The organism is Pseudomonas sp. GL-R-26 (assembly GCF_019947365.1).
In the GTDB taxonomy this organism is placed as follows: Bacteria; Pseudomonadota; Gammaproteobacteria; order Pseudomonadales; family Pseudomonadaceae; genus Aquipseudomonas.
Genome location: NZ_JAGYGI010000052.1, coordinates 1 through 17,975, shown reverse-complemented (window position 1 = coordinate 17,975; position 17,975 = coordinate 1). Strand labels below are relative to the sequence as shown.

The 17,975-nt window shown below is 61.8% G+C and carries 17 protein-coding genes and 1 rRNA gene; 10 read left to right on the top strand and 8 right to left on the bottom strand.

What is annotated here, in order from left to right; all coding sequences use genetic code 11:
• Window positions 1-126: 126 nt before the first annotated feature.
• Window positions 127-1,044 carry a LysR family transcriptional regulator gene (locus KGA96_RS28660; protein WP_223515914.1) on the bottom strand — a complete coding sequence of 306 codons (918 nt, stop codon included), beginning with the start codon at window positions 1,042-1,044 and terminating at the stop codon, window positions 127-129.
• A 160-nt stretch (window positions 1,045-1,204) separates the two neighbouring features.
• Between KGA96_RS28660 and KGA96_RS28655 the strand changes: the two genes are divergently transcribed.
• Window positions 1,205-1,666, top strand: a complete 462-nt coding sequence (locus KGA96_RS28655; protein WP_223515911.1) for a helix-turn-helix domain-containing protein — start codon at window positions 1,205-1,207, stop codon at window positions 1,664-1,666.
• A 34-nt stretch (window positions 1,667-1,700) separates the two neighbouring features.
• Here the strand turns inward: KGA96_RS28655 and KGA96_RS28650 are convergent, their stop codons facing one another.
• Window positions 1,701-2,525, bottom strand: coding sequence for an alpha/beta fold hydrolase (locus KGA96_RS28650; protein ID WP_046043440.1), 825 nt, complete (start codon window positions 2,523-2,525; stop codon window positions 1,701-1,703).
• A 33-nt stretch (window positions 2,526-2,558) separates the two neighbouring features.
• A complete protein-coding gene (locus KGA96_RS28645; protein WP_223515909.1) occupies window positions 2,559-3,179 on the bottom strand; it encodes a flavodoxin family protein in 621 nt (206 codons plus the stop codon).
• A gap of 380 nt (window positions 3,180-3,559) precedes the next feature.
• On the opposite strand from KGA96_RS28645, the gene KGA96_RS28640 reads away from it, so the two are divergent.
• Entirely contained in the window at window positions 3,560-6,364 is a 2,805-nt protein-coding gene (locus KGA96_RS28640) for an ATP-binding protein (protein WP_223515906.1), read from the top strand.
• Here KGA96_RS28640 and KGA96_RS28635 read toward each other — a convergent pair.
• A complete protein-coding gene (locus KGA96_RS28635; RefSeq protein WP_046043437.1) occupies window positions 6,329-7,813 on the bottom strand; it encodes an ATP-binding protein in 1,485 nt (494 codons plus the stop codon). The two genes, KGA96_RS28640 and KGA96_RS28635, sit on opposite strands and share 36 nt — an antisense overlap.
• A gap of 151 nt (window positions 7,814-7,964) precedes the next feature.
• Window positions 7,965-8,915 carry a GlxA family transcriptional regulator gene (locus KGA96_RS28630; RefSeq protein ID WP_046043436.1) on the bottom strand — a complete coding sequence of 317 codons (951 nt, stop codon included), beginning with the start codon at window positions 8,913-8,915 and terminating at the stop codon, window positions 7,965-7,967.
• 239 nt (window positions 8,916-9,154) lie between these two features.
• On the opposite strand from KGA96_RS28630, the gene KGA96_RS28625 reads away from it, so the two are divergent.
• Entirely contained in the window at window positions 9,155-9,877 is a 723-nt protein-coding gene (locus KGA96_RS28625) for a pirin family protein (protein WP_223515903.1), read from the top strand.
• Between the two features lie 116 nt (window positions 9,878-9,993).
• On the opposite strand, the gene KGA96_RS28620 is transcribed toward KGA96_RS28625, so the two are convergent.
• Entirely contained in the window at window positions 9,994-10,869 is an 876-nt protein-coding gene (locus KGA96_RS28620; protein ID WP_223515900.1) for a LysR family transcriptional regulator, read from the bottom strand.
• A 112-nt stretch (window positions 10,870-10,981) separates the two neighbouring features.
• On the opposite strand from KGA96_RS28620, the gene KGA96_RS28615 reads away from it, so the two are divergent.
• On the top strand, window positions 10,982-12,205 hold the full coding sequence (locus KGA96_RS28615) for a YbfB/YjiJ family MFS transporter (protein WP_223515898.1): 1,224 nt from the start codon (window positions 10,982-10,984) through the stop codon (window positions 12,203-12,205).
• A 1-nt stretch (window position 12,206) separates the two neighbouring features.
• Window positions 12,207-13,208 (top strand): NAD(P)H-quinone oxidoreductase, encoded by a 1,002-nt coding sequence (locus KGA96_RS28610; protein WP_223515895.1) that lies wholly within the window; start codon window positions 12,207-12,209, stop codon window positions 13,206-13,208.
• Window positions 13,209-13,212: 4 nt separating this feature from the next.
• Here the strand turns inward: KGA96_RS28610 and KGA96_RS28605 are convergent, their stop codons facing one another.
• Window positions 13,213-14,265 carry an AraC family transcriptional regulator gene (locus KGA96_RS28605; protein WP_223515893.1) on the bottom strand — a complete coding sequence of 351 codons (1,053 nt, stop codon included), beginning with the start codon at window positions 14,263-14,265 and terminating at the stop codon, window positions 13,213-13,215.
• A 163-nt stretch (window positions 14,266-14,428) separates the two neighbouring features.
• Between KGA96_RS28605 and KGA96_RS28600 the strand changes: the two genes are divergently transcribed.
• The 5 genes from KGA96_RS28600 (at window position 14,429) to KGA96_RS28580 (ending at window position 17,798) form a co-directional block, all read left to right on the top strand.
• Complete coding sequence (locus KGA96_RS28600) at window positions 14,429-15,280, top strand: 3-hydroxybutyryl-CoA dehydrogenase (RefSeq protein WP_223515890.1); 852 nt, start codon at window positions 14,429-14,431, stop codon at window positions 15,278-15,280.
• Window positions 15,267-15,926: a TetR/AcrR family transcriptional regulator gene (locus KGA96_RS28595; protein WP_223515888.1), complete on the top strand. Its 660-nt coding sequence runs from the start codon at window positions 15,267-15,269 to the stop codon at window positions 15,924-15,926. The genes KGA96_RS28600 and KGA96_RS28595 overlap by 14 nt, the downstream gene beginning before the upstream one ends.
• A gap of 89 nt (window positions 15,927-16,015) precedes the next feature.
• Window positions 16,016-16,429, top strand: coding sequence for a VOC family protein (locus KGA96_RS28590; RefSeq protein ID WP_046043430.1), 414 nt, complete (start codon window positions 16,016-16,018; stop codon window positions 16,427-16,429).
• 138 nt (window positions 16,430-16,567) lie between these two features.
• Window positions 16,568-16,996 carry a hypothetical protein gene (locus tag KGA96_RS28585; RefSeq protein WP_223515885.1) on the top strand — a complete coding sequence of 143 codons (429 nt, stop codon included), beginning with the start codon at window positions 16,568-16,570 and terminating at the stop codon, window positions 16,994-16,996.
• 49 nt (window positions 16,997-17,045) lie between these two features.
• On the top strand, window positions 17,046-17,798 hold the full coding sequence (locus tag KGA96_RS28580) for a hypothetical protein (RefSeq protein ID WP_223466717.1): 753 nt from the start codon (window positions 17,046-17,048) through the stop codon (window positions 17,796-17,798).
• Between the two features lie 67 nt (window positions 17,799-17,865).
• Here the strand turns inward: KGA96_RS28580 and rrf are convergent.
• Window positions 17,866-17,975, bottom strand: a 5S ribosomal RNA gene (gene rrf / locus KGA96_RS28575); the annotation flags it as partial.

Genomic DNA, 17,975 nt, shown 5'->3' with positions numbered 1-17,975 from the left:
CAGCAAGAAGTGGACGATGCCGATCCGGGACTGGAAAGCGGCCTTGAATCGCTTCAGTATCCAGTTCGAAGATCGTCTGTTAACGGTTTAATAAAAATCCCGTTTACACAAAATCTAGGACACCCTCTAAGAAACATCCAAAGCCAAAGACATGAACTGACCAATCCGCGACCGCAACCACCGCTCCGCCGGATCATTGTCATGCACCCCGCTCCAGGCCATCGACAACTGCGCCGCCTCAATCTCGAACGGCGGATCCTCAGCCCGCAACCCACACCCCTCCACCAACGCACACGCCGCATAATCCGGCACAGTGGCAATCATCTCGGTACCGGCGAGCAACGCCCGCAACCCACTGAACTGCGGCACCCCCAACACCACACGACGACTACGCCCGACCTTCGCCAGATCCAGGTCGATATTGCCGCTCAAGTCCCCCGAGAACGACACCATCGCATGGGGCCGCTCACAGTACTCATCCAGGGTCAGCGTCCCCGGCCGGGTGTCGCCGCGCAGCACCTTGCAGGGAATATCGCGCAGCTTCTTGCGCTTGGCATTGGCCGGCAGATCCGTGGTGTAACTCACGCCCACCGAGATTTCCCCCGACGCCAGCAGCGTCGGCATCAACAGGTAATTGGCCCGCCGCACGACCACAACGATGCCGGGCGCTTCCTCTTGCAACTGACGCAGCAACGGCGGAAACAAACCGAACTCGGCATCGTCCGACAGACCGATGCGAAACACATCGCAACTGGTCGCCGGATCGAATTCCTTGGCCCGGCTGACCGCGCCGGAAATGGTGTCCATCGCCGGCTGCAACTCCTTGAGAATCGCCAACGCCCGCGCCGTCGGTTCCATGCCGCGACCGTTGCGCAGCAGCAATGGGTCATCGAACAGATCACGCAAACGCCCCAGCGCGGCGCTCACCGCCGGTTGGCCCATGAACAGTTTTTCCGCGACGCGGGTCAGGTTCTTTTCGAACATCAGGGCTTCGAAAATCACCAGCAGGTTCATGTCGACGCGACGCAGATCGTTACGGTTCATAGGCTCGGGTTCCTTGTGTGTGTTCGGCCAAGCGCGAGGATGAGAATTGTGTCTGACTTTACCCAAGACTTCCCGCGGTGAGCGAGGAATTAACAACGATTAACTCGCAAGCCAGAGCCTTCGGGTCCAAGAATGAAGCCTACCGACACGGACATTCGCCATGGCTCACGTTCAGCAAAATGCCGCCCCCGCGTCATTCACGCCTATGCCAAAGAAAAGCACCGGTGGCCTCAGCCCACAACGCGAAAAACGGGTTAAACAACTGATCCTCGAGCGTCTGGGCGACAGCCTGGAAGTCACTGAACTGGCACAGGCCTGCGCCCTCTCGCGCAGTCACTTCTCCCGCGCGTTCAAGTGCAGCACAGGCCTCTCGCCACAGGACTGGATTCGCCGGCAGCGCATTGCCCTGGCCAAGCAATTGATCCAGTACACCGACCTGAGCCTCACGCAGATCAGCCTCGAATGCGGCTTCTGCGATCAGGCGCACTTCTGCCATATCTTCACCCGCAGCGAAGGCATCAATCCGTTTGCCTGGCGCTGTCAGTTTGTTCGCGGCGCCTCGTTGAGCAGCAAACGATCGCAGGTTACGCCAGCCCCTACAGAGCTGTGTGTACACCCTTAGGAGCTCGCGCAGCCTGCGATCTTTCAGTCAGACATCAACCCTTGAGAAACGCCAACAGATCCGCGTTGAGCTGGTCCTTGTGGGTGTCGGTCAAACCATGAGGGGCGCCCGGGTAAATCTTCAGGGTCGAGCCCTTCACCAGTCTGGCGGAGGAGACGCCCGCCGCTTCGTACGGCACGACCTGATCCGCATCGCCATGCACCACCAGGGTCGGCACGTCGAACTTCTTCAGGTCCTCGGTGAAGTCGGTTTCCGAGAACGCCTTGATACAGTCGTAGGCGTTCTTGTGGCCGGCCATCATGCCCTGCATCCAGAACCAGTCGATCATGCCCTGGGACGGTTTCGCATCAGGTTTGTTGAAGCCGAAGAACGGGCCGCTGGCGAGGTCGATGTACAGCTGCGAACGGTCGGCCAGCGAGGCCTGGCGGATGCCGTCGAACACTTCCAGCGGCAGGCCGCCGGGGTTGGCTTCGGTCTTGAGCATCTGCGGCGGCACCGCGGAAATCAGCCCGGCTTTGGCCACCCGGCCGGTGCCGTGACGACCGATGTAACGCGCCACCTCGCCACCGCCGGTGGAGAAGCCGAACAGCACGGCGTTTTGCAGGTCGAGCAGCTCGATCAACTGCGCCAGGTCGTCGGCGTAATGGTCCATGTCATTGCCCGACCACGGCTGGCTGGAGCGCCCATGACCACGACGGTCGTGGGCGATGACCCGGAAACCCTTGGAGGCCAGGAAGATCATCTGCGATTCCCAGCTGTCGGCGTTGAGCGGCCAGCCGTGACTAAAGACAATCGGCTGACCGGTGCCCCAGTCCTTGTAGTAGATCTCGACGCCGTCGCGGGTAGTGAAGGTGCTCATGGGTAATGCCTCCTTAACGAGTGTTGGGGTGAATCAAACCGGTAACGGGTTCATGCGATCGGCCAGGCGCGCCACCCGCTCGCCCAGGTGCGCCGCGGTGCAGCGATCCTCCGGGGGTGGCGCATCGTCGGGGGATTGCTCGACATTCGACTGGGCCATGGCGCCCAGCGAGCTGCCCAGGCGGTTGAGTTGGCCGTTGAATGCGCCGGTGCTGGAGCGTGCCGGCAGCAGGTCGAGGCCGACCCAGATCATCGAGTGCTGGGCGGCGAACACCGCCATCTGCAGCAGGGTGTTTAGCTTGTCGCCGCACAGGCTGCCGGAATTGGTGAAGCCCGCCGCGAGTTTGTCGCCGCACAGGCTGCCGGAATTGGTGAAGCCCGCCGCGAGTTTGTCGCGCCAGGGCTGGGCCAGGTAGAACGCCGCCGTGGCCTCCATGAACGCCTTGAAGGCCGCCGAGGCACTGCCCATGTAGGTCGGCGCGCCGAAGATGATGGCGTCGGCGCGGTGCAGCCGCGCCCAGTGCTCGTCCACATCCTCGACCGGGATCAACTGGCAGGTGCTGCCCAAGTGCCGTTCCACACCCGCGGCCACGGCTTCGGCCATGACCCGGGTGTGCCCGTAGCCACTGTGATAGACAACCACCACATTGCTCATTGCTCTGTCCTTGCGATGGATGGGAATCCATTTGTAGGAGCGAGCTTGCTCCGGGCGGCGTTCCGACGATGGTGTGTCAACAGCATTGGTGTCGACTGATACTCCATCGCGAGCAAGCTCGCTCCTACAGGAAGAGAGTTTTGGCGCAGACCGGACGCAGGACGAGTTAAACGTTGTTAATTTTCCTTGGCGCGCAAAAAGCCCCGGCATGTCCTGCCCATCTGTCGCACCCCATGTTTTCGGGACCGACAGCCACTGGCCGATACGCTAGAGTCAATGCCTGCCCCTTCAGTCACCCGGGTGGCGCATTGCGCTCTGTAAAAAACCTGAGGAATATGCTCGAAAACCGCGTACTAGACGGATGCAGCAGGAGCGACTCGTTGACCCTTTCCCCCGAACAGGCTGTGCATTTCGGCCCTTACCGGGTCTACCCCGGCCAACGCCTGGTGATGGAGGCCGACCAGCCTTTGCGCCTGGGCCGGCGCGCCATGGACATCCTGTTGATCCTGCTTGAGCACGCCGGCAACGTGGTCAGCAAGCAGCAATTGATCGCCCGGGTCTGGCCCAACAGCGTGGTCGAAGACATCAACCTGCGGGTGCACATGGCCGCGTTGCGCAAGGCGCTCGGCGACGGTCAGGCCGGCCAGCGCTACATCGTCACCGTGGCCCAGCGCGGGTACAGCTTCGTCGCACCGCACTCACTGGAGCAGGCCGAGCAACCGCCAGCGCCCGTGGCTTGCGCACCGAGCCGACATAACCTGCCGGTGCGCCGCACGCGCATGATCGGCCGGCAGACGCTGGTCGACAACCTGATGGAGCAACTGCCCCGCCAGCGCTTCATCACCCTCGTCGGCCCCGGCGGCATCGGCAAGACCACCGTGGCCTTGCGGGTCGCCGAGCAAATGATCGGTCGCTACCGGGACGGCATTCACCTGCTGGACCTGGCCCCGATCAACTGCCCGCTGATGATCGACGGTCACCTGGCGACATTGCTCGAACTGGCCCTGCACGACGACCAGCCCCTGAGCGGTCTTGCCGACTGTCTGCGCGACAGGCAAATGCTGTTGGTCATCGACAACTGCGAACACCTGGTCGACGCCATCGCCCAGCTCTGCGAAAACATTCTGCGCAGTGCGCCGCACGTGCATATTCTCGCCACCAGCCGCGAGAGCCTGCGGGCCGAAGGGGAATTCGTCCAGCGTCTGGAGTCACTCGACTGCCCGCCGCCCATCGCCATCCTCGACCGCGCCCAGGCCATGACCTTTTCCGCCTTGCAACTGTTCGTAGAGCGGGCCATGGCCAGCCATGACAGCTTTGAACTGACGGACGATGAGCTGCCGCTGTTGATCGATATCTGCCACCGATTGGACGGTATTCCGCTTGCCATCGAACTGGCGGCGGCGCAAGTGGGCAGCTTCGGATTACCCGGCTTGCTGGCGCAACTGCAAAGCAGCTTTCGGGTGTTGACCCAGCCTTGCCAGGCGCCCCTGCCACGCCATCAGACCCTGCGCGCGACACTGGACTGGAGCTTCGAGCTGCTCAACGCCTGCGAAAAGACCTGCCTGCGCCGACTGAGTGTGTTTCGCGGCAGCTTCACCCTGGAGTCGGCATCGGCGGTGATAGTCGGCGAGCACATCGAACCCCGCGAAGTGTTCGGCTCGATCACCCAACTGGTCGCCAAGTCCTTGCTCAACGTGGAGGTGGGCGACGAGGATGTTTACTACCGCCTGCTCGACACCACCCGCAGCTACGCCCAGGAAAAACTCGCGCAAACCACCGACCTGCCCGGCACTCGGCAGCGGCATGCCGAGCGTTGCCTGGCGTTGATGCAACAGGCGCAGGACGACTGGGAGAAAACCTCGACCGCCCTGTGGCTCGAGCGCTATGGCAGGGCCCTGGAGGACGTCCGTGCGGCCCTCGATTGGGGTTTGCACGCGCAAGGGCCGCAGGCACTGGCGATACGCCTGGCCGCGACGTCCACGCCCCTGTGGCAGGAGTTGTCACTGCTCAAGGAGCACGGCGGTTATGTGCGCAAGGCGCTGGCCTTGCTCGAGCAGTCTGCCGAACCTTGCCCGCGCTTGCAGATAGCCCTCAAGCTGGCCCTGGGCAGTGCCTGTTACCACGCTCAAGGCGCCAGCACCGAAACCATTGGCGCTTTTGTCAGCGCCAGAGCCCTGGCCATCCGACTCAACGATGTGGCCGGTCAGTTGCGGGCGATTTCCGGGCACCTGGCAGTCAATCTCAGCTGCGGCCATTACCAGATGGCCCTGGAACAGAGCCGGCAATTCGATCGACTGGGGCTGCATGACGACGCCCTGATGTCCCTGAGCATGCATCGATTGCGGGTGCTCGCCCTGCACTTCTCCGGCAACCAGCGACAGGCTGGGGAGCATGCCGAACAGGTGCTGCAACGCATGGCCCACAGTGGTCATCTCAACCGTTTCACCCATGGCTTCGGCGTGCAATACGACCAGAGCGTCGCGGCGCTGACCATCCACGCGCGCATCCTATGGCTGCAAGGCCAACCGGAACAAGCCTGGCGCACAGCCCGGCAGGCGCTGGACATCGCGCTGCAGATCAACCACGGCACGTCGATCTGCTACACCCTGGCGCTCGCCGGCTGCCTGATCGCCCACTACAACGGCGATACCCGCAGCGCCCGCGAACTCCTGCGCCTGCTGCTGCAACAGGCGCAGAAGCACTCGGTGCTGCTGTTCTATCACTGGGCGCAACACTACGCGCAGGTGATCGGCGGCACCGATGTTCGGCCAACCGGCCGCCAACGTGTCGGTTTGATCAAGGACATCATGGTCACGCTGGATTCAACCTGTGTCGACGATGATTTGCTCGAGCGTGCGCAAAGCGGTGCGTCGGACTGGAGCACGGCAGAGATTCTGCGGGCCGGGGCCAGGACGTTGCTGGCAACGGATTGCCCGGTAAAAGCCGCAACGGCCGAAACGGTATTGCTCAAGGCACTCAACGTGGCAAAGACCCAGGGTGCCCTGGCCTGGGAGCTGCGCAGCGCCACCTCACTGGCGCAGTTGTGGCAGCGTCAGGGCGATCCCCAACGGGCGCATCAATTGCTGGCCCCAATCTACCAGCGCTACACCGAAGGTTTCGCCACGCCCGACTTGATGACCGTTCGCCAGCTACTCGACGAGTTGCAATGCCACCTGCCCGCCTGAAGGCCGGCGCATTTGACTGACGTAACCGGCATAACGCATTTCAAGGGCTCGCAGCTCACCACTGAGTTCGAGTTTTTCCAGGGCGTAGGTGCGGGTGGTGTTGAGGAAGCGGTAGCGGGTCACACCGCCGCCCTGCTCCTGGGACAGCAATGACTTGAGTGTGAGGTTGTCCAGCACCTCGATCAGCTCGGCGACCGGCAACGCGTCGCCGCTGATCACGCCAATCGCTGCGTTCTGGGTAAAGGCCATCTTGAACACCGCCAGGCGCTGCAACACGGTTTGCTCCACGGCAGTCAAACGTTCGTAGCTCCAGTCCAGCGCAGCCTTGAGCGTCTGGTGCCGGGGCACGGCCGTGCGGCGGCCCTGGGACAGCAACTGAAAACAGTTATCGAGTTGCGCCTGCAACCCCACCAGCGCCAGCGCATCGATTTGCGCCGCTGCCAGTTCAATCGCCAGCGGCAGGCCGTCGAGGCGTCGGCAGATTTCCCGTACGGTCTTGAGGTCTTGTTCGCGCAGGGTGAACCCTTGCTGACGGGTCCGGGCACGGCTGACGAACAACTGCACCGCCGAATAGCCCATGACCTCGGCAACACTGCGTAGCGCTGACGTTGGCGGCACCGCCAGCGGTGGCAGAGGCAATACGGTTTCGCCCGCGGCCTTGAGCGGCTCGCGGCTGGTGGCGAGGATCGACAGACGGGGCAGCGAAGCCAGCAGCGTTTCGATCAACGTCTGACAGCGTTCGAGCAGGTGTTCGCAGTTGTCCAGGACCAACAAGGCATGCCGCTGCGCCAGCGCCTCCAACGTGGTGCCGACCTCCAGCCCAAGGGTTCGTGTGAGGTGATCGGTCACTTGCGCCGGGTCGTCGATCGGCGCCAGGTCCACCAGCCACACGCCGTGCCGATAGTGCTGCAACAACAGTTCGGCCACGCGCAGCGCCACGGTGGTCTTGCCGATCCCGCACGGGCCGACCAGGGTCATGAATCGGCGCACCGGCAGTTGCCGCACCAGGCTGCCGACAATCGCATCGCGCCCGGTGATCGGCGTGAGCCGTGCCGGCAAGTTGTGCAGGGGCTTTTTTACGGTCTCGCTCGGGAACGCTACGGGCTGCGGCGAATGCTGTACCGGGGCGACAAAACTGTAGCCGCGCTGGGGAATGTTGACGATGTAGCACTGGCCGTTCTGGCCGTCGCCCAAAGCTCGGCGCAGGGCGGCAATGTGTACCCGCAGGTTGATCTCTTCGACCACGGAGCGCGGCCAGACCTGCGCAATCAACTCCTCCTTGCTGACCACCGAGCCGGCGTGTTCGACCAGCACCTGCAACACATCAAGGGCGCGGCCGCCCAGGCGCAGCGGTCGATCGCCCTCCAGCACCAGTCGCTGACTGAGGTGGAAAGCGTAGGGTCCGAATTGCAGCACCGCTTCGCTGTTCAAATCTCTGAGACTGTTCATACGCTGTCACTCGCTGCAAGCCTGGCTTCCAGCCCAGGCTCCGCACCGTCCTTGCAATGAGTTCAGCGGTATCTTGGCAGGCCTCGGTGACGGTACAACTGCCACGGGGGGAGCGTCACGGCCATTGCGGTGCGCATGACGGACATGCGCGCTAGCTGAACTGCTCGCGGTATTGGGTCGGGGTCAGGCCAAGCTTTTCACTGAACAGAAAACGCATGTGCCGCACGCTGCCGAAGCCACTTTTGAAGGCCACGGTCTTGAGCGGCAACTCGGTGGTTTCCAGCTGGTTCCTGGCGCAATCGATACGCGCGCTTTGCAAAAACTCCATCGGCGTCATGCTCACTTCCCGGGCGAACACCCTGGCGAAATGACGCGGGCTCATGTTGGCCAGACCGGCCATGCGCTCGATGCTGTAGGTTTCATCGAGATGTTCAAGCACATGGTCCTGCACCCGGGTAATCGCCGTTTCGTGAGGGGCCACCGCCGCCATCAACGGGCTGAACTGCGCCTGCCCACCCTGGCGTTTCATCACCACCAGCAGCACCTTGGCCACGTCCTGGGCGACTTTCTTGCCATGGTCCCGGGCCACCACCGACAAGGCCAGGTCAATCCCGGCGGTGACGCCACCGGAAGTGATCAGGTTGCGGTCCTGGACGAAGATCTGATCGGTCTCGACGGTCGCCTTCGGAAAGCCCTTGATCAGCCGCTCGGTGTAGTGCCAGTGGGTGGTGACGCGATAGCCGTCGAGCAAACCGGCATGTCCCAACACGAACGCCCCGGTGCAGATCGAGCCGTAACCGGCGGACCGGCTGACGTTGTGCCTGAGCCAGTCGAGCAACGGCGGATGCTTTTCGTTGTAGGCACCGGGCCCACCGGGCACCAGCAGCAGATCAAAACCTTCGCAGACCTGGTCGATGTGCCGGTCGGCGTGCACGCTCACCCCGTTGGACGCCCGCAGTGCGCCGTGCTCGGTGCCGATGGTCGACAGCACATAGTGATCGTCGGGTTTCAGATAACGATTGGCGATGGAAAACACTTCCATGGGCCCGGCCATGTCGAGCAGGAGAAAGTCGGGAAACAGCACCATTGCCACGGTTTTCATGGGTTGGAGTCCACTGAGCTCAAATCAGGAAGCATTGACCGACATTGAAGCCCGCTCCCACAGGTTTTATTGCCACAAATTATGGCGAATTATGCCTCAAACATCGGCGACTCATTCCACAAACAACTGTCAATCCAAACAGGACAGTATTTCAATTTTCATCTACTTATTGCATCAACCAGTAACCATTAACCTTCTCCTCACTCGGACGAATTCACGTCCCCACAGGAGATTTCATAATGCTGACTCTTCGCAAAGCCTCGGATCGTGGCCTGGCCAATCACGGCTGGTTGAAGTCATTCCATACCTTTTCCTTCGCCAACTATCGCAATCCGAAAGAGCAGGGTTTTTCCGATCTGTTGGTGATCAACGACGACCGCGTCGCAGCCGGTAAAGGCTTCGGCCAGCACCCGCACCGCGACATGGAAATTTTCTCCTATGTGCTTGAAGGCGCCCTGGAACACAAAGACACCCTGGGCACCGGTTCGGTGATCCGCCCCGGCGACGTGCAACTGATGAGCGCAGGCAGCGGCGTGGCCCACAGTGAGTTCAACCACTCGAGCACCCGGCCGGTGCACTTTCTGCAGATCTGGATCGTGCCCGACGTCAGCGGCGCTAAACCGCGCTATCAGCAAGAGCATTTCAGCACCCAGAAGAAACGCGGGCGCCTGCAGCTGATCATTTCGCCGGACGGCGCCAAGGGTTCGCTCAAGGTGCGTCAGGATGCACGGGTGTATGCCGGCCTGATCGACGGCAAGGAAAGCGCCACCCTGGAGCTGGCCGCCAACCGCTACGCCTATGTGCACGTAGCCCGGGGCAGCGTCGAACTCAACGGTGCGTTGTTGCAGGAAGGCGACGGTGTGCGGGTTCGTGATGAACAGGTGCTGACCTTGAGCAATGGCGTGGATGCTGAAGTGCTGGTCTTTGACCTGCGTCCACAGGAACTGCCGGAAATGCCATGACAAAACCCTGTAGGAGCGAGCCTGCTCGCGATGCGTTGTGTCATTCAACAGTGATGTCGTCTGACACTCCGCCATCGCGAGCAAGCTCGCTACCACAGGATTTGTGCCACCTGGAATTACTCGCCGGTCCCGGCGAACCCCGCGACAATCTCATCGATCACCGCCCGGACCCTGGCCGTATGCCGCAGGTCCGCATGGGTCACCAGCCAGATGTCATAAGGCATCGGCCGCGAGCGCTCCGGCCACAGCCTGACCAGCCCCTCCTTCTCCCCGATGTACACCGGAATCTCCCCAACTCCGATCCCCGCCGCAATCGACCGACGCACCAGCAGGCTGGAACTGAGGCTCGCGACAACCCGCCCGCGGGCCACCGGTTCCGAGACCAGCGTCATGTCCTTGTTGCTCTGCAAATGCGGCTGATACACCACCAGGTCATGCCCGGCGAACGCCGAGCCCGGCTCCGGCACGCCGTGGGCATCGACATAGGCTTGCGAGGCAAACAACCCCACCGGCCAACGGGCGATACGCCGGGCGATGAGGTCAGGGTTCTCCGGTCGGGTGTTGCGTACGGCGATGTCCGCTTCGCGTTTTGCCAGGCTGAGGATCTGCGTGGTGGCGTCCAGTTGCACCCGTACATCCGGGTGTTGCCGATGCAGGCGGGCAATCGCCGGGATCAGGAAATCAATCGCCAGGGAGTCGGTGGTGCTGACGCGAACCGTGCCGGTCAAGCGATCGTCCAGGCCCTGGATCTGGCGTTCCAGTTCCAGCGCCGAATGCTCCATTTTCTCCACGGCCTTGAGTGCCGCTTCGCCGACAGCCGTCAGCGCATAACCTTCGGAAGTGCGCAGGAACAAGGTCGCACTCAAGGACTTTTCCAGTGCCGTGATGCGCCTGCCGACCGTGGCCTGGTCTACTCCCAACACCCGCGCCGCCCCGCGCAACGTCGATTCCCGGCAAACCGCGAGAAATACCCGGGCGTCATCCCAATTCATCACGCTCTCCTGATGATGCAATTACGCATCAGCATAGCGCGTATTCGCTGCATTAATGCTTCGTAAAACCTCGATATGCTGAAGGCCTGAGTGACCCTACAGGACAATGCACATGCACAGTTCATCGCCTCCCCTTACCCCGGCGCCCGGCGCGATCTGGCTGCCGATCTTCGCCGGCCTTTGCGCCAGCCTGGTCAGCATCGGCCTGGCGCGCTTCGCCTACACGCCGCTGATTCCCTCGCTGATCCAGGCCCACTGGTTTTCCGCCAGTGACGTGGTGTACCTCGGCGCCGCTAATCTGGTGGGATACCTGATCGGTGCACTGACCGGCCATCCGCTGGCACGCCGGACCTCGAACAAGACCGTCTTGCGCCTGATGATGCTGGCGGTGACCCTGGCGTTTTTCGCCTGTGGCTTTCCGTTGTCGGTGAGCTGGTTCTTCGGCTGGCGCCTGCTGTCGGGGATTGCCGGTGGCGCGATCATGGTGTTGGTGGCGGCCACCGTATTGCCCCAGGTCCCGGCGGCCCGCAAAGGCCTGGCCAGCGGCGCGATATTCCTGGGTATCGGCCTGGGCATCGCCGGATCTGGGACGATCGTGCCGCCGCTACTGAGCCTCGGCTTGCAGCAAACCTGGTTCGGTCTGGGCTTGCTGGCCCTGATCCTCACGGCCGCCAGTTGGTTTGGCTGGCCGACAACTGCGCACCCGGCTACCGCAACGCCGTCGAATGCATCGTCGTCCCCCACCGACCCGAACGTTTACCTGCTGTTCGCCCAATACGCGTTCATGGCGGCCGGGTTGGTGCCGGCCATGGTATTCCTGGTGGATTACGTCGCCCGTGGGCTCAATGCCGGGGCACATGTCGGCGCGCTGGTCTGGGTGATGTATGGCCTGGGCGCGATTGTCGGGCCGGTGAGCTACGGCTTTCTGGCCGACCATCTGGACGCGAAAACGGGGATCCGCATCGTGCTGGTGCTGCAAGCGCTGGCAGTCGGCCTTTTATCGATCAGCAGTTCGTTCGTGGCGCTGGCTTTACTGGCGGTGATCCTCGGCTCCTTCCCCCCAGGCATCGTGCCGCTGGCGTTGGCGCGGGTGCATGAGCTGATCCCTGGGCATCATCAGCAACAGGTTGCCTGGAGTCGCGCGACCGTGTCGTTCGCTACTTTCCAGGCGCTCTCGGGGTTCGCTTACTCGGCGCTGTTCAACGCCAGTGGCGGCCATCATGCCTTGATGTTCGTGATTGCCGCCGGCGCCATCGTTGTAGCGCTGTTGCTGGAACTGGGCAGTCGACTGCTCAGTCGTTCGACCGAATCCTTAACGCTCAATACAGGTATTTGAAATGACACTCCCGCAGACAATGACCCTGATCGAAATCACCGAACCCGGTGGCCCTGAAGTCCTGCAACCGCGCCAGGTGCCTGTGCCCGTTGCCGGGACCGGCGAGATTCTGATCCGCGTGCACGCCGCCGGGGTCAATCGCCCCGACGCGCTTCAGCGGGCGGGCCAGTACCCGATGAAGCCCGGCATGAACCCGAACCCGGGGCTGGAAGTGGCCGGCGAAGTGGTGGCGATTGGCGCGGGCGTCAGCGAATTTGCGCTGGGCGACAAGGTTTGCGCCCTGACCAATGGCGGCGGGTATGCGCAATACTGCGTGGTCCCGGCCAGTCAGGCCCTGCCGGTTCCCGAAGGCATGGACTGGGTGCAGGCGGCGGCCCTACCGGAAACCTTCTTCACGGTCTGGGCCAACCTGTTCGGCCTTGGCGCTGCCCGCCAGGGGCAGCGTGCCTTGATCCACGGCGGCACCAGCGGCATCGGCACCACCGCGTTGATGTTATGCCGCGAACTCGGCATCGAAGCGTTCGCCACCGCCGGCAGCGACGAAAAATGCACGGCGATCCGCGAATTGGGCGCCGAGGCGATCAACTATCGCGATCAGGATTTTGTGCAGGTCATCGCGGAAAAAACCGCTGGCCAGGGCGTCAACGTGATTCTCGACATCATGGGCGGCTCGTACCTCAACAACAATGTGGCCGCCCTGGCCATGGACGGTCGCCTGGTGATGCTCGGCTTCCTCGGTGGCGCCCATGCCAGGGATGTCGATTTGCTGGCGATCATGGCCAAACGTGCCGTCGTCACCGGCTCCCTGTTGCGCTCTCGGACCCGGGAAGAAAAAGCCGCCATTGCCCGCCAGTTGCACGAGCACGTATGGCCAGTGCTGAGCGCCGGACGCTGCCTGCCGATGATCGACCGGATTTACCCGTTCACGAAGGCGGCGCAGGCCCATGCCCGGATGGAAGCGGGGGATCACATCGGCAAGATTGTTCTGCGGGTGGATAGTTGATGGCTCAGGGCTCGCAGGATGCCTGAAGGGTGGCGACCTCTGCGCCCTGCTCCCCCTGATATCGGGCCCGATAGCGCCCGGGGCTTTCCCCGGTCCACTTCTTGAACGCCCGATGGAAGGCGCTGGGTTCCTGGAAGCCCAGTTGCTCGGCGATATCGCTGATGCTCGCATCGCTCTGACGCAGTTGCTCAAAGGCCACGCCGCGGCGTACTTCGTCCTTGATCTCCTGATAGGCACAGCCCTCACGCTCCAGTTTGCGGCGGAAGGTGCTGGGGCTCAGGTGCTGTTCCAGGGCGAAGGCCTGCAACGTCGGCCACTCACTGTAATGACTGCCGCGCAAGCGCTGGTGAACCTGGGATGCCAAACCGTGCTGGTTACGGAAGCGGATCACCAGCCATTGCGGCGCGGTACGCAGGAACACTTTCAGCGACGCCAGATCCTGAACCACGGGCAGGCGCAAGTAGTGGCTGGCAAATTCAATTTCGGTGCGCTCGGCACCAAAGGTCAGGTTGGGGCCCCAGAGCAGGCGGTCGTCACCCAGCGACAGGCGCGAATGGCGGAAGTCCGCGCGGTCAATGGGAATGCGCCGCCCGCCCAGCCAGCACAGCAGACTGATCATCAATACCAGGAAGGTTTCTTCACCAAACCGGCTGGCATCGTTGTCCGTCGACCGGGTTTCCAGGCTGATCACCGCACGCTTGCCACGCACGGCCAACGAGCCGCGAAAGTCGCGCAGGAACAAGCCGAAGTTGGCCAGGCACTGACGCATGGCCTTGTGCAGATCGGGCTCCTGAATCAAGGCGCGGCAAATCAGGGCGAAACTGCCCGGCGGCATGCCATGGGAGTCGAGCCCGAAAAACTCATCGTCGAGCTCACGGATCTGGATCAGCCACAACGCCGCAAACGCACTGGCCGGCACCCGCGCCGTGGGTTGGTGCATGACCACCGGATCAATGCCCGCCTGTTCGAGCACGGCCGTCACGCGCTGCGGATCATCCCTCAGCCCATGGATCATTGCCTGCACGAAATAGGCGGCAACCGAGTCCTTTTCCCGCATTGGTTCGCTTCTCTCTCATCACCCGAATGGCAAAAAACATCAGAGCCGTTGAACAGTTTTGGCATAGGACAACCGCCCTGCCGGCTCTAGACTCGCGGCAATAGTACGCCTTCGGCCGCCGTCGCGGCCAAGGTATCGCAGGGTTTGATCGAAGGATGGGAAGATGAAACTGCAAAACATCGGGGTGATCGGTGCGGGCACCATGGGCAACGGCATCGCACAAGTCTGCGCCATGGCCGGTTTCAACGTGACCTTGCTCGACATTTCCGAAAGCGCTTTGCAAAAAGCCGTCGCAACGGTCAGCAAGAACCTTGACCGGCAGATCGCCAAGCAAACCCTGACGCCAGAGCAGAAACAGGCGACCCTCGCCAAAATCCGCACCAGCACCGATTACAGCGTCCTGGGTGACGCGCAATTGGTCATCGAAGCGGCCACTGAAAATCTCGACCTGAAACTGCGTGTGCTGCAACAGATCGCCGCGCAGGTCAGCAACGAATGCGTCATTGCCTCCAATACCTCGTCGCTGTCGATCACCCAGCTCGCCGCCAGTGTCAGCCAGCCTGAGCGCTTCATCGGCCTGCATTTCTTCAACCCGGTGCCGGTGATGGGCCTGATCGAAGTCATCCGCGGCCTGCAAACCAGTGATGCGACCCACCAACTGGCGCTGGACATGGCCACCACCCTCGGTAAAACCGCGATTACCGCGGGTAACCGTCCAGGTTTCGTGGTCAACCGGATCCTGGTGCCGATGATCAACGAAGCGATCCTGGTGTTCCAGGAAGGCCTGGCCAGCGCCGAAGACATCGACGCCGGCATGCGCCTGGGCTGCAATCAGCCTATCGGCCCGTTGGCCCTGGCGGACCTGATTGGCCTGGACACCCTGTTGTCGATCCTCGAAGCCTTCTATGACGGTTTCAACGACAGCAAATATCGCCCGGCGCCGTTGCTCAAGGAAATGGTCGCCGCCGGTTACCTGGGACGCAAAACGGGGCGCGGCTTCCATGCCTATGCCTGAGCGTTGCTCGCGCTTTGCCGAGTACCGGGACAAGGTCCTGGAGCTGTTTGCCTGCAAGGGGTTCGGCCAGGTCGGCATGCGTGAGCTCGCGACGTGCCTGGGGCTCTCCCCAGGCTCGCTGTATCACCATTACCCCAGCAAACAGCATCTGCTGCTCGATCTGATCGAGGAGTTTTACGAGGAGCTGCTGGCCACCCTGGGGCGTATCCAGCAAAAAGCTCCGGGCAAGCGCGACAAACTCAACAGCCTGATCCGCGCCCATCTGAACCTGCATCGGGAGATGCCCTGGCATTTCCGCCTGGTGGAGCGCGACAGCGGTTGCCTGAACGAAGAGCAACAGGCTCGGGTCAGGCAATTGCGCGAGCAGTACGAGCGCGCGTTGCTGAGGATGCTGGGCGCAAAGTCGCGTTTCAGCGAGCAAGGCTTGCTGGCCGCCGGGCATGCCATTGGCGCCCTGCTCAACAGCGCTCCCAGCTGGTTCACGCCACATGTGCTGGACGAGCAGGAACGTGATGAACTGCTGGAGAGCATGGTCAGCGGCGCCATCGAACGCGTGCTGGCGCCGCGGCGTGCGCCGGAAGCAATAAGCCTCGCGCGTCCTATCGAAAAAACATCTAAAGAAACACAAGCACCGACAAAGATTTAGCGCTTTGCTTGTCGGCTCGACACAATCGGAATTCGCCGAAAAAACCGGCGTCCAAACCGATGTATGTACTCGAGCACCTGGAGCCGACCATGAAAATCAATCCCTACCTTATCTTCAACGGTGACTGCAAAGCTGCCTTCACGTTCTACGCGCAGTCCCTGCAAGGCAAGATCGAAGCCATGTTGACCTTCGGCGAAACGCCGGCCGCTGAGCATTGCCCCAAGGATCTGCACAACCTGATCATTCATACCCGTCTGATCGTGGGCGATCAGGCGATCATGGGGTCGGACACCACACCGGATCGCCCCGTGGATAAAATGAGTGCCTGTTCGATTTCACTCAACGTCGACAGCATTGCCGAGGCCGAGCGGGTCTTCAATGCACTTGCAGGCGGTGGCACTGTGCAAATGCCACTTGAAACCACGTTCTGGGCGGCGCGCTTCGGCATGCTGGTCGACCGTTTTGGTGTGTCGTGGATGGTCAACTGCGAAAAAGATCAGTGAAAAGCCTTAGTTGATCGACAGTCTTCAAGGCACAAAAAAGCCCAACCTGAAAAGGTTGGGCGTTCTGGCAACTCCCGGCCTGTCTGCTACCGTCAACTAGCCACATGGATAGCAGCGAACCAGAGGAGCAAACCCACTATGCCGGCCCACGACCAGTCTCGGTCCACCCGTTTCAAATGCTTGTTTCTGGCCGGTGGACTGATCACCAGCCTGCTGACCCTCAATGGTTGCGCCACTGTCGATGCACAGACCACCGCCTATGTCGGCGTAGAACATCCGGCGCCGACATCGCCGGACGAGGTTGTCGTGCTGCGTTCGGAGCCTGTGCGTCCGCATGTACGTCTGGGTGAAGTGTTGATCGACGCCAGCGTCGACCCTGCCCCGCCGATTACCGAAGTCGAACAGAAGCTGCGGGAAGAATCCGCCAAACTCGGTGGCGACGCGGTGGTGGTGGTCTATGACCATATTCAGGCGGTGGGTGCCTATGCCAACGGGCCGCTGTGGGCTCGCGACGTGAGGGCCATAGAGGGGCGCAAACTCAAAGGCATCGTGATCAAGTACCAGTAGATATCTCCCCCACGGAAGACAGCGTCAACGGAGGTTGAATTTGAATGACGTGGTGATCGCCCTCATCGTTTTCGCCTGCCTGTCCGCCAGCGCACTACTAGGCTCGTACGTAAGAGAGCGATTACCGAGCCATCACCTGAGCGACGACTCCGTGACCGTGGTGAAGCTGGCCACCGGCCTCATCGCAACGATGTCGGCGCTGGTCCTCGGCCTGCTGGTTTCCTCTGCCAAAGGCACATTCGATACGGCCAATGCCGAACTGGAGGGCGCGGCGGCGAAAGTGGTTCAATTCGACCGCTTGCTGGCCCGCTACGGCACCGACACCCAGGGCATCCGCACCGAGCTCAAGCACAACTACGCCGAAGTCACCCAGGTGCTCGCTTCCCGCGATCACCAGCAGATTGCAAAACTCGATAGCCCCGAAATGATCCGTCGCTCCGAAGGCCTGCAACGCCAGGTCGAATCACTGACGCCCGGCAACGATGATCAGCGCTCGCTCAAAGCCAAGGCATTGCAAGACATGGACACCGTGTTTGCCACCCGCTGGCTGACCCTGCTGCAGGCCAATCAATCGATTCCACCGGTGATGCTGGTGATCCTGGTGACGTGGCTGGGGATTATCTTCGGTTCGTTCGGGCTGTTTGCACCATGCAACGGCACCATTGTCGCCGTATTACTGATGTGTGCCCTGTCGACGGGGGCAACCATCCTGCTGGTAGAGGAACTCAATCGTCCGCTTGATGGTTTTATCTGTGTGTCGCTGGAACCGCTGGAGCACACACTGGAGCGGTTGGGGCAGTAATTTCGCTTTCCCGCGGACAAAAACAAAACCCCTACCTGCGTACGCAGATAGGGGTTTCGGAATTTAATCTTGACGATGACCTACTCTCACATGGGGAAACCCCACACTACCATCGGCGATGCATCGTTTCACTGCTGAGTTCGGGATGGGATCAGGTGGTTCCAACGCTCTATGGTC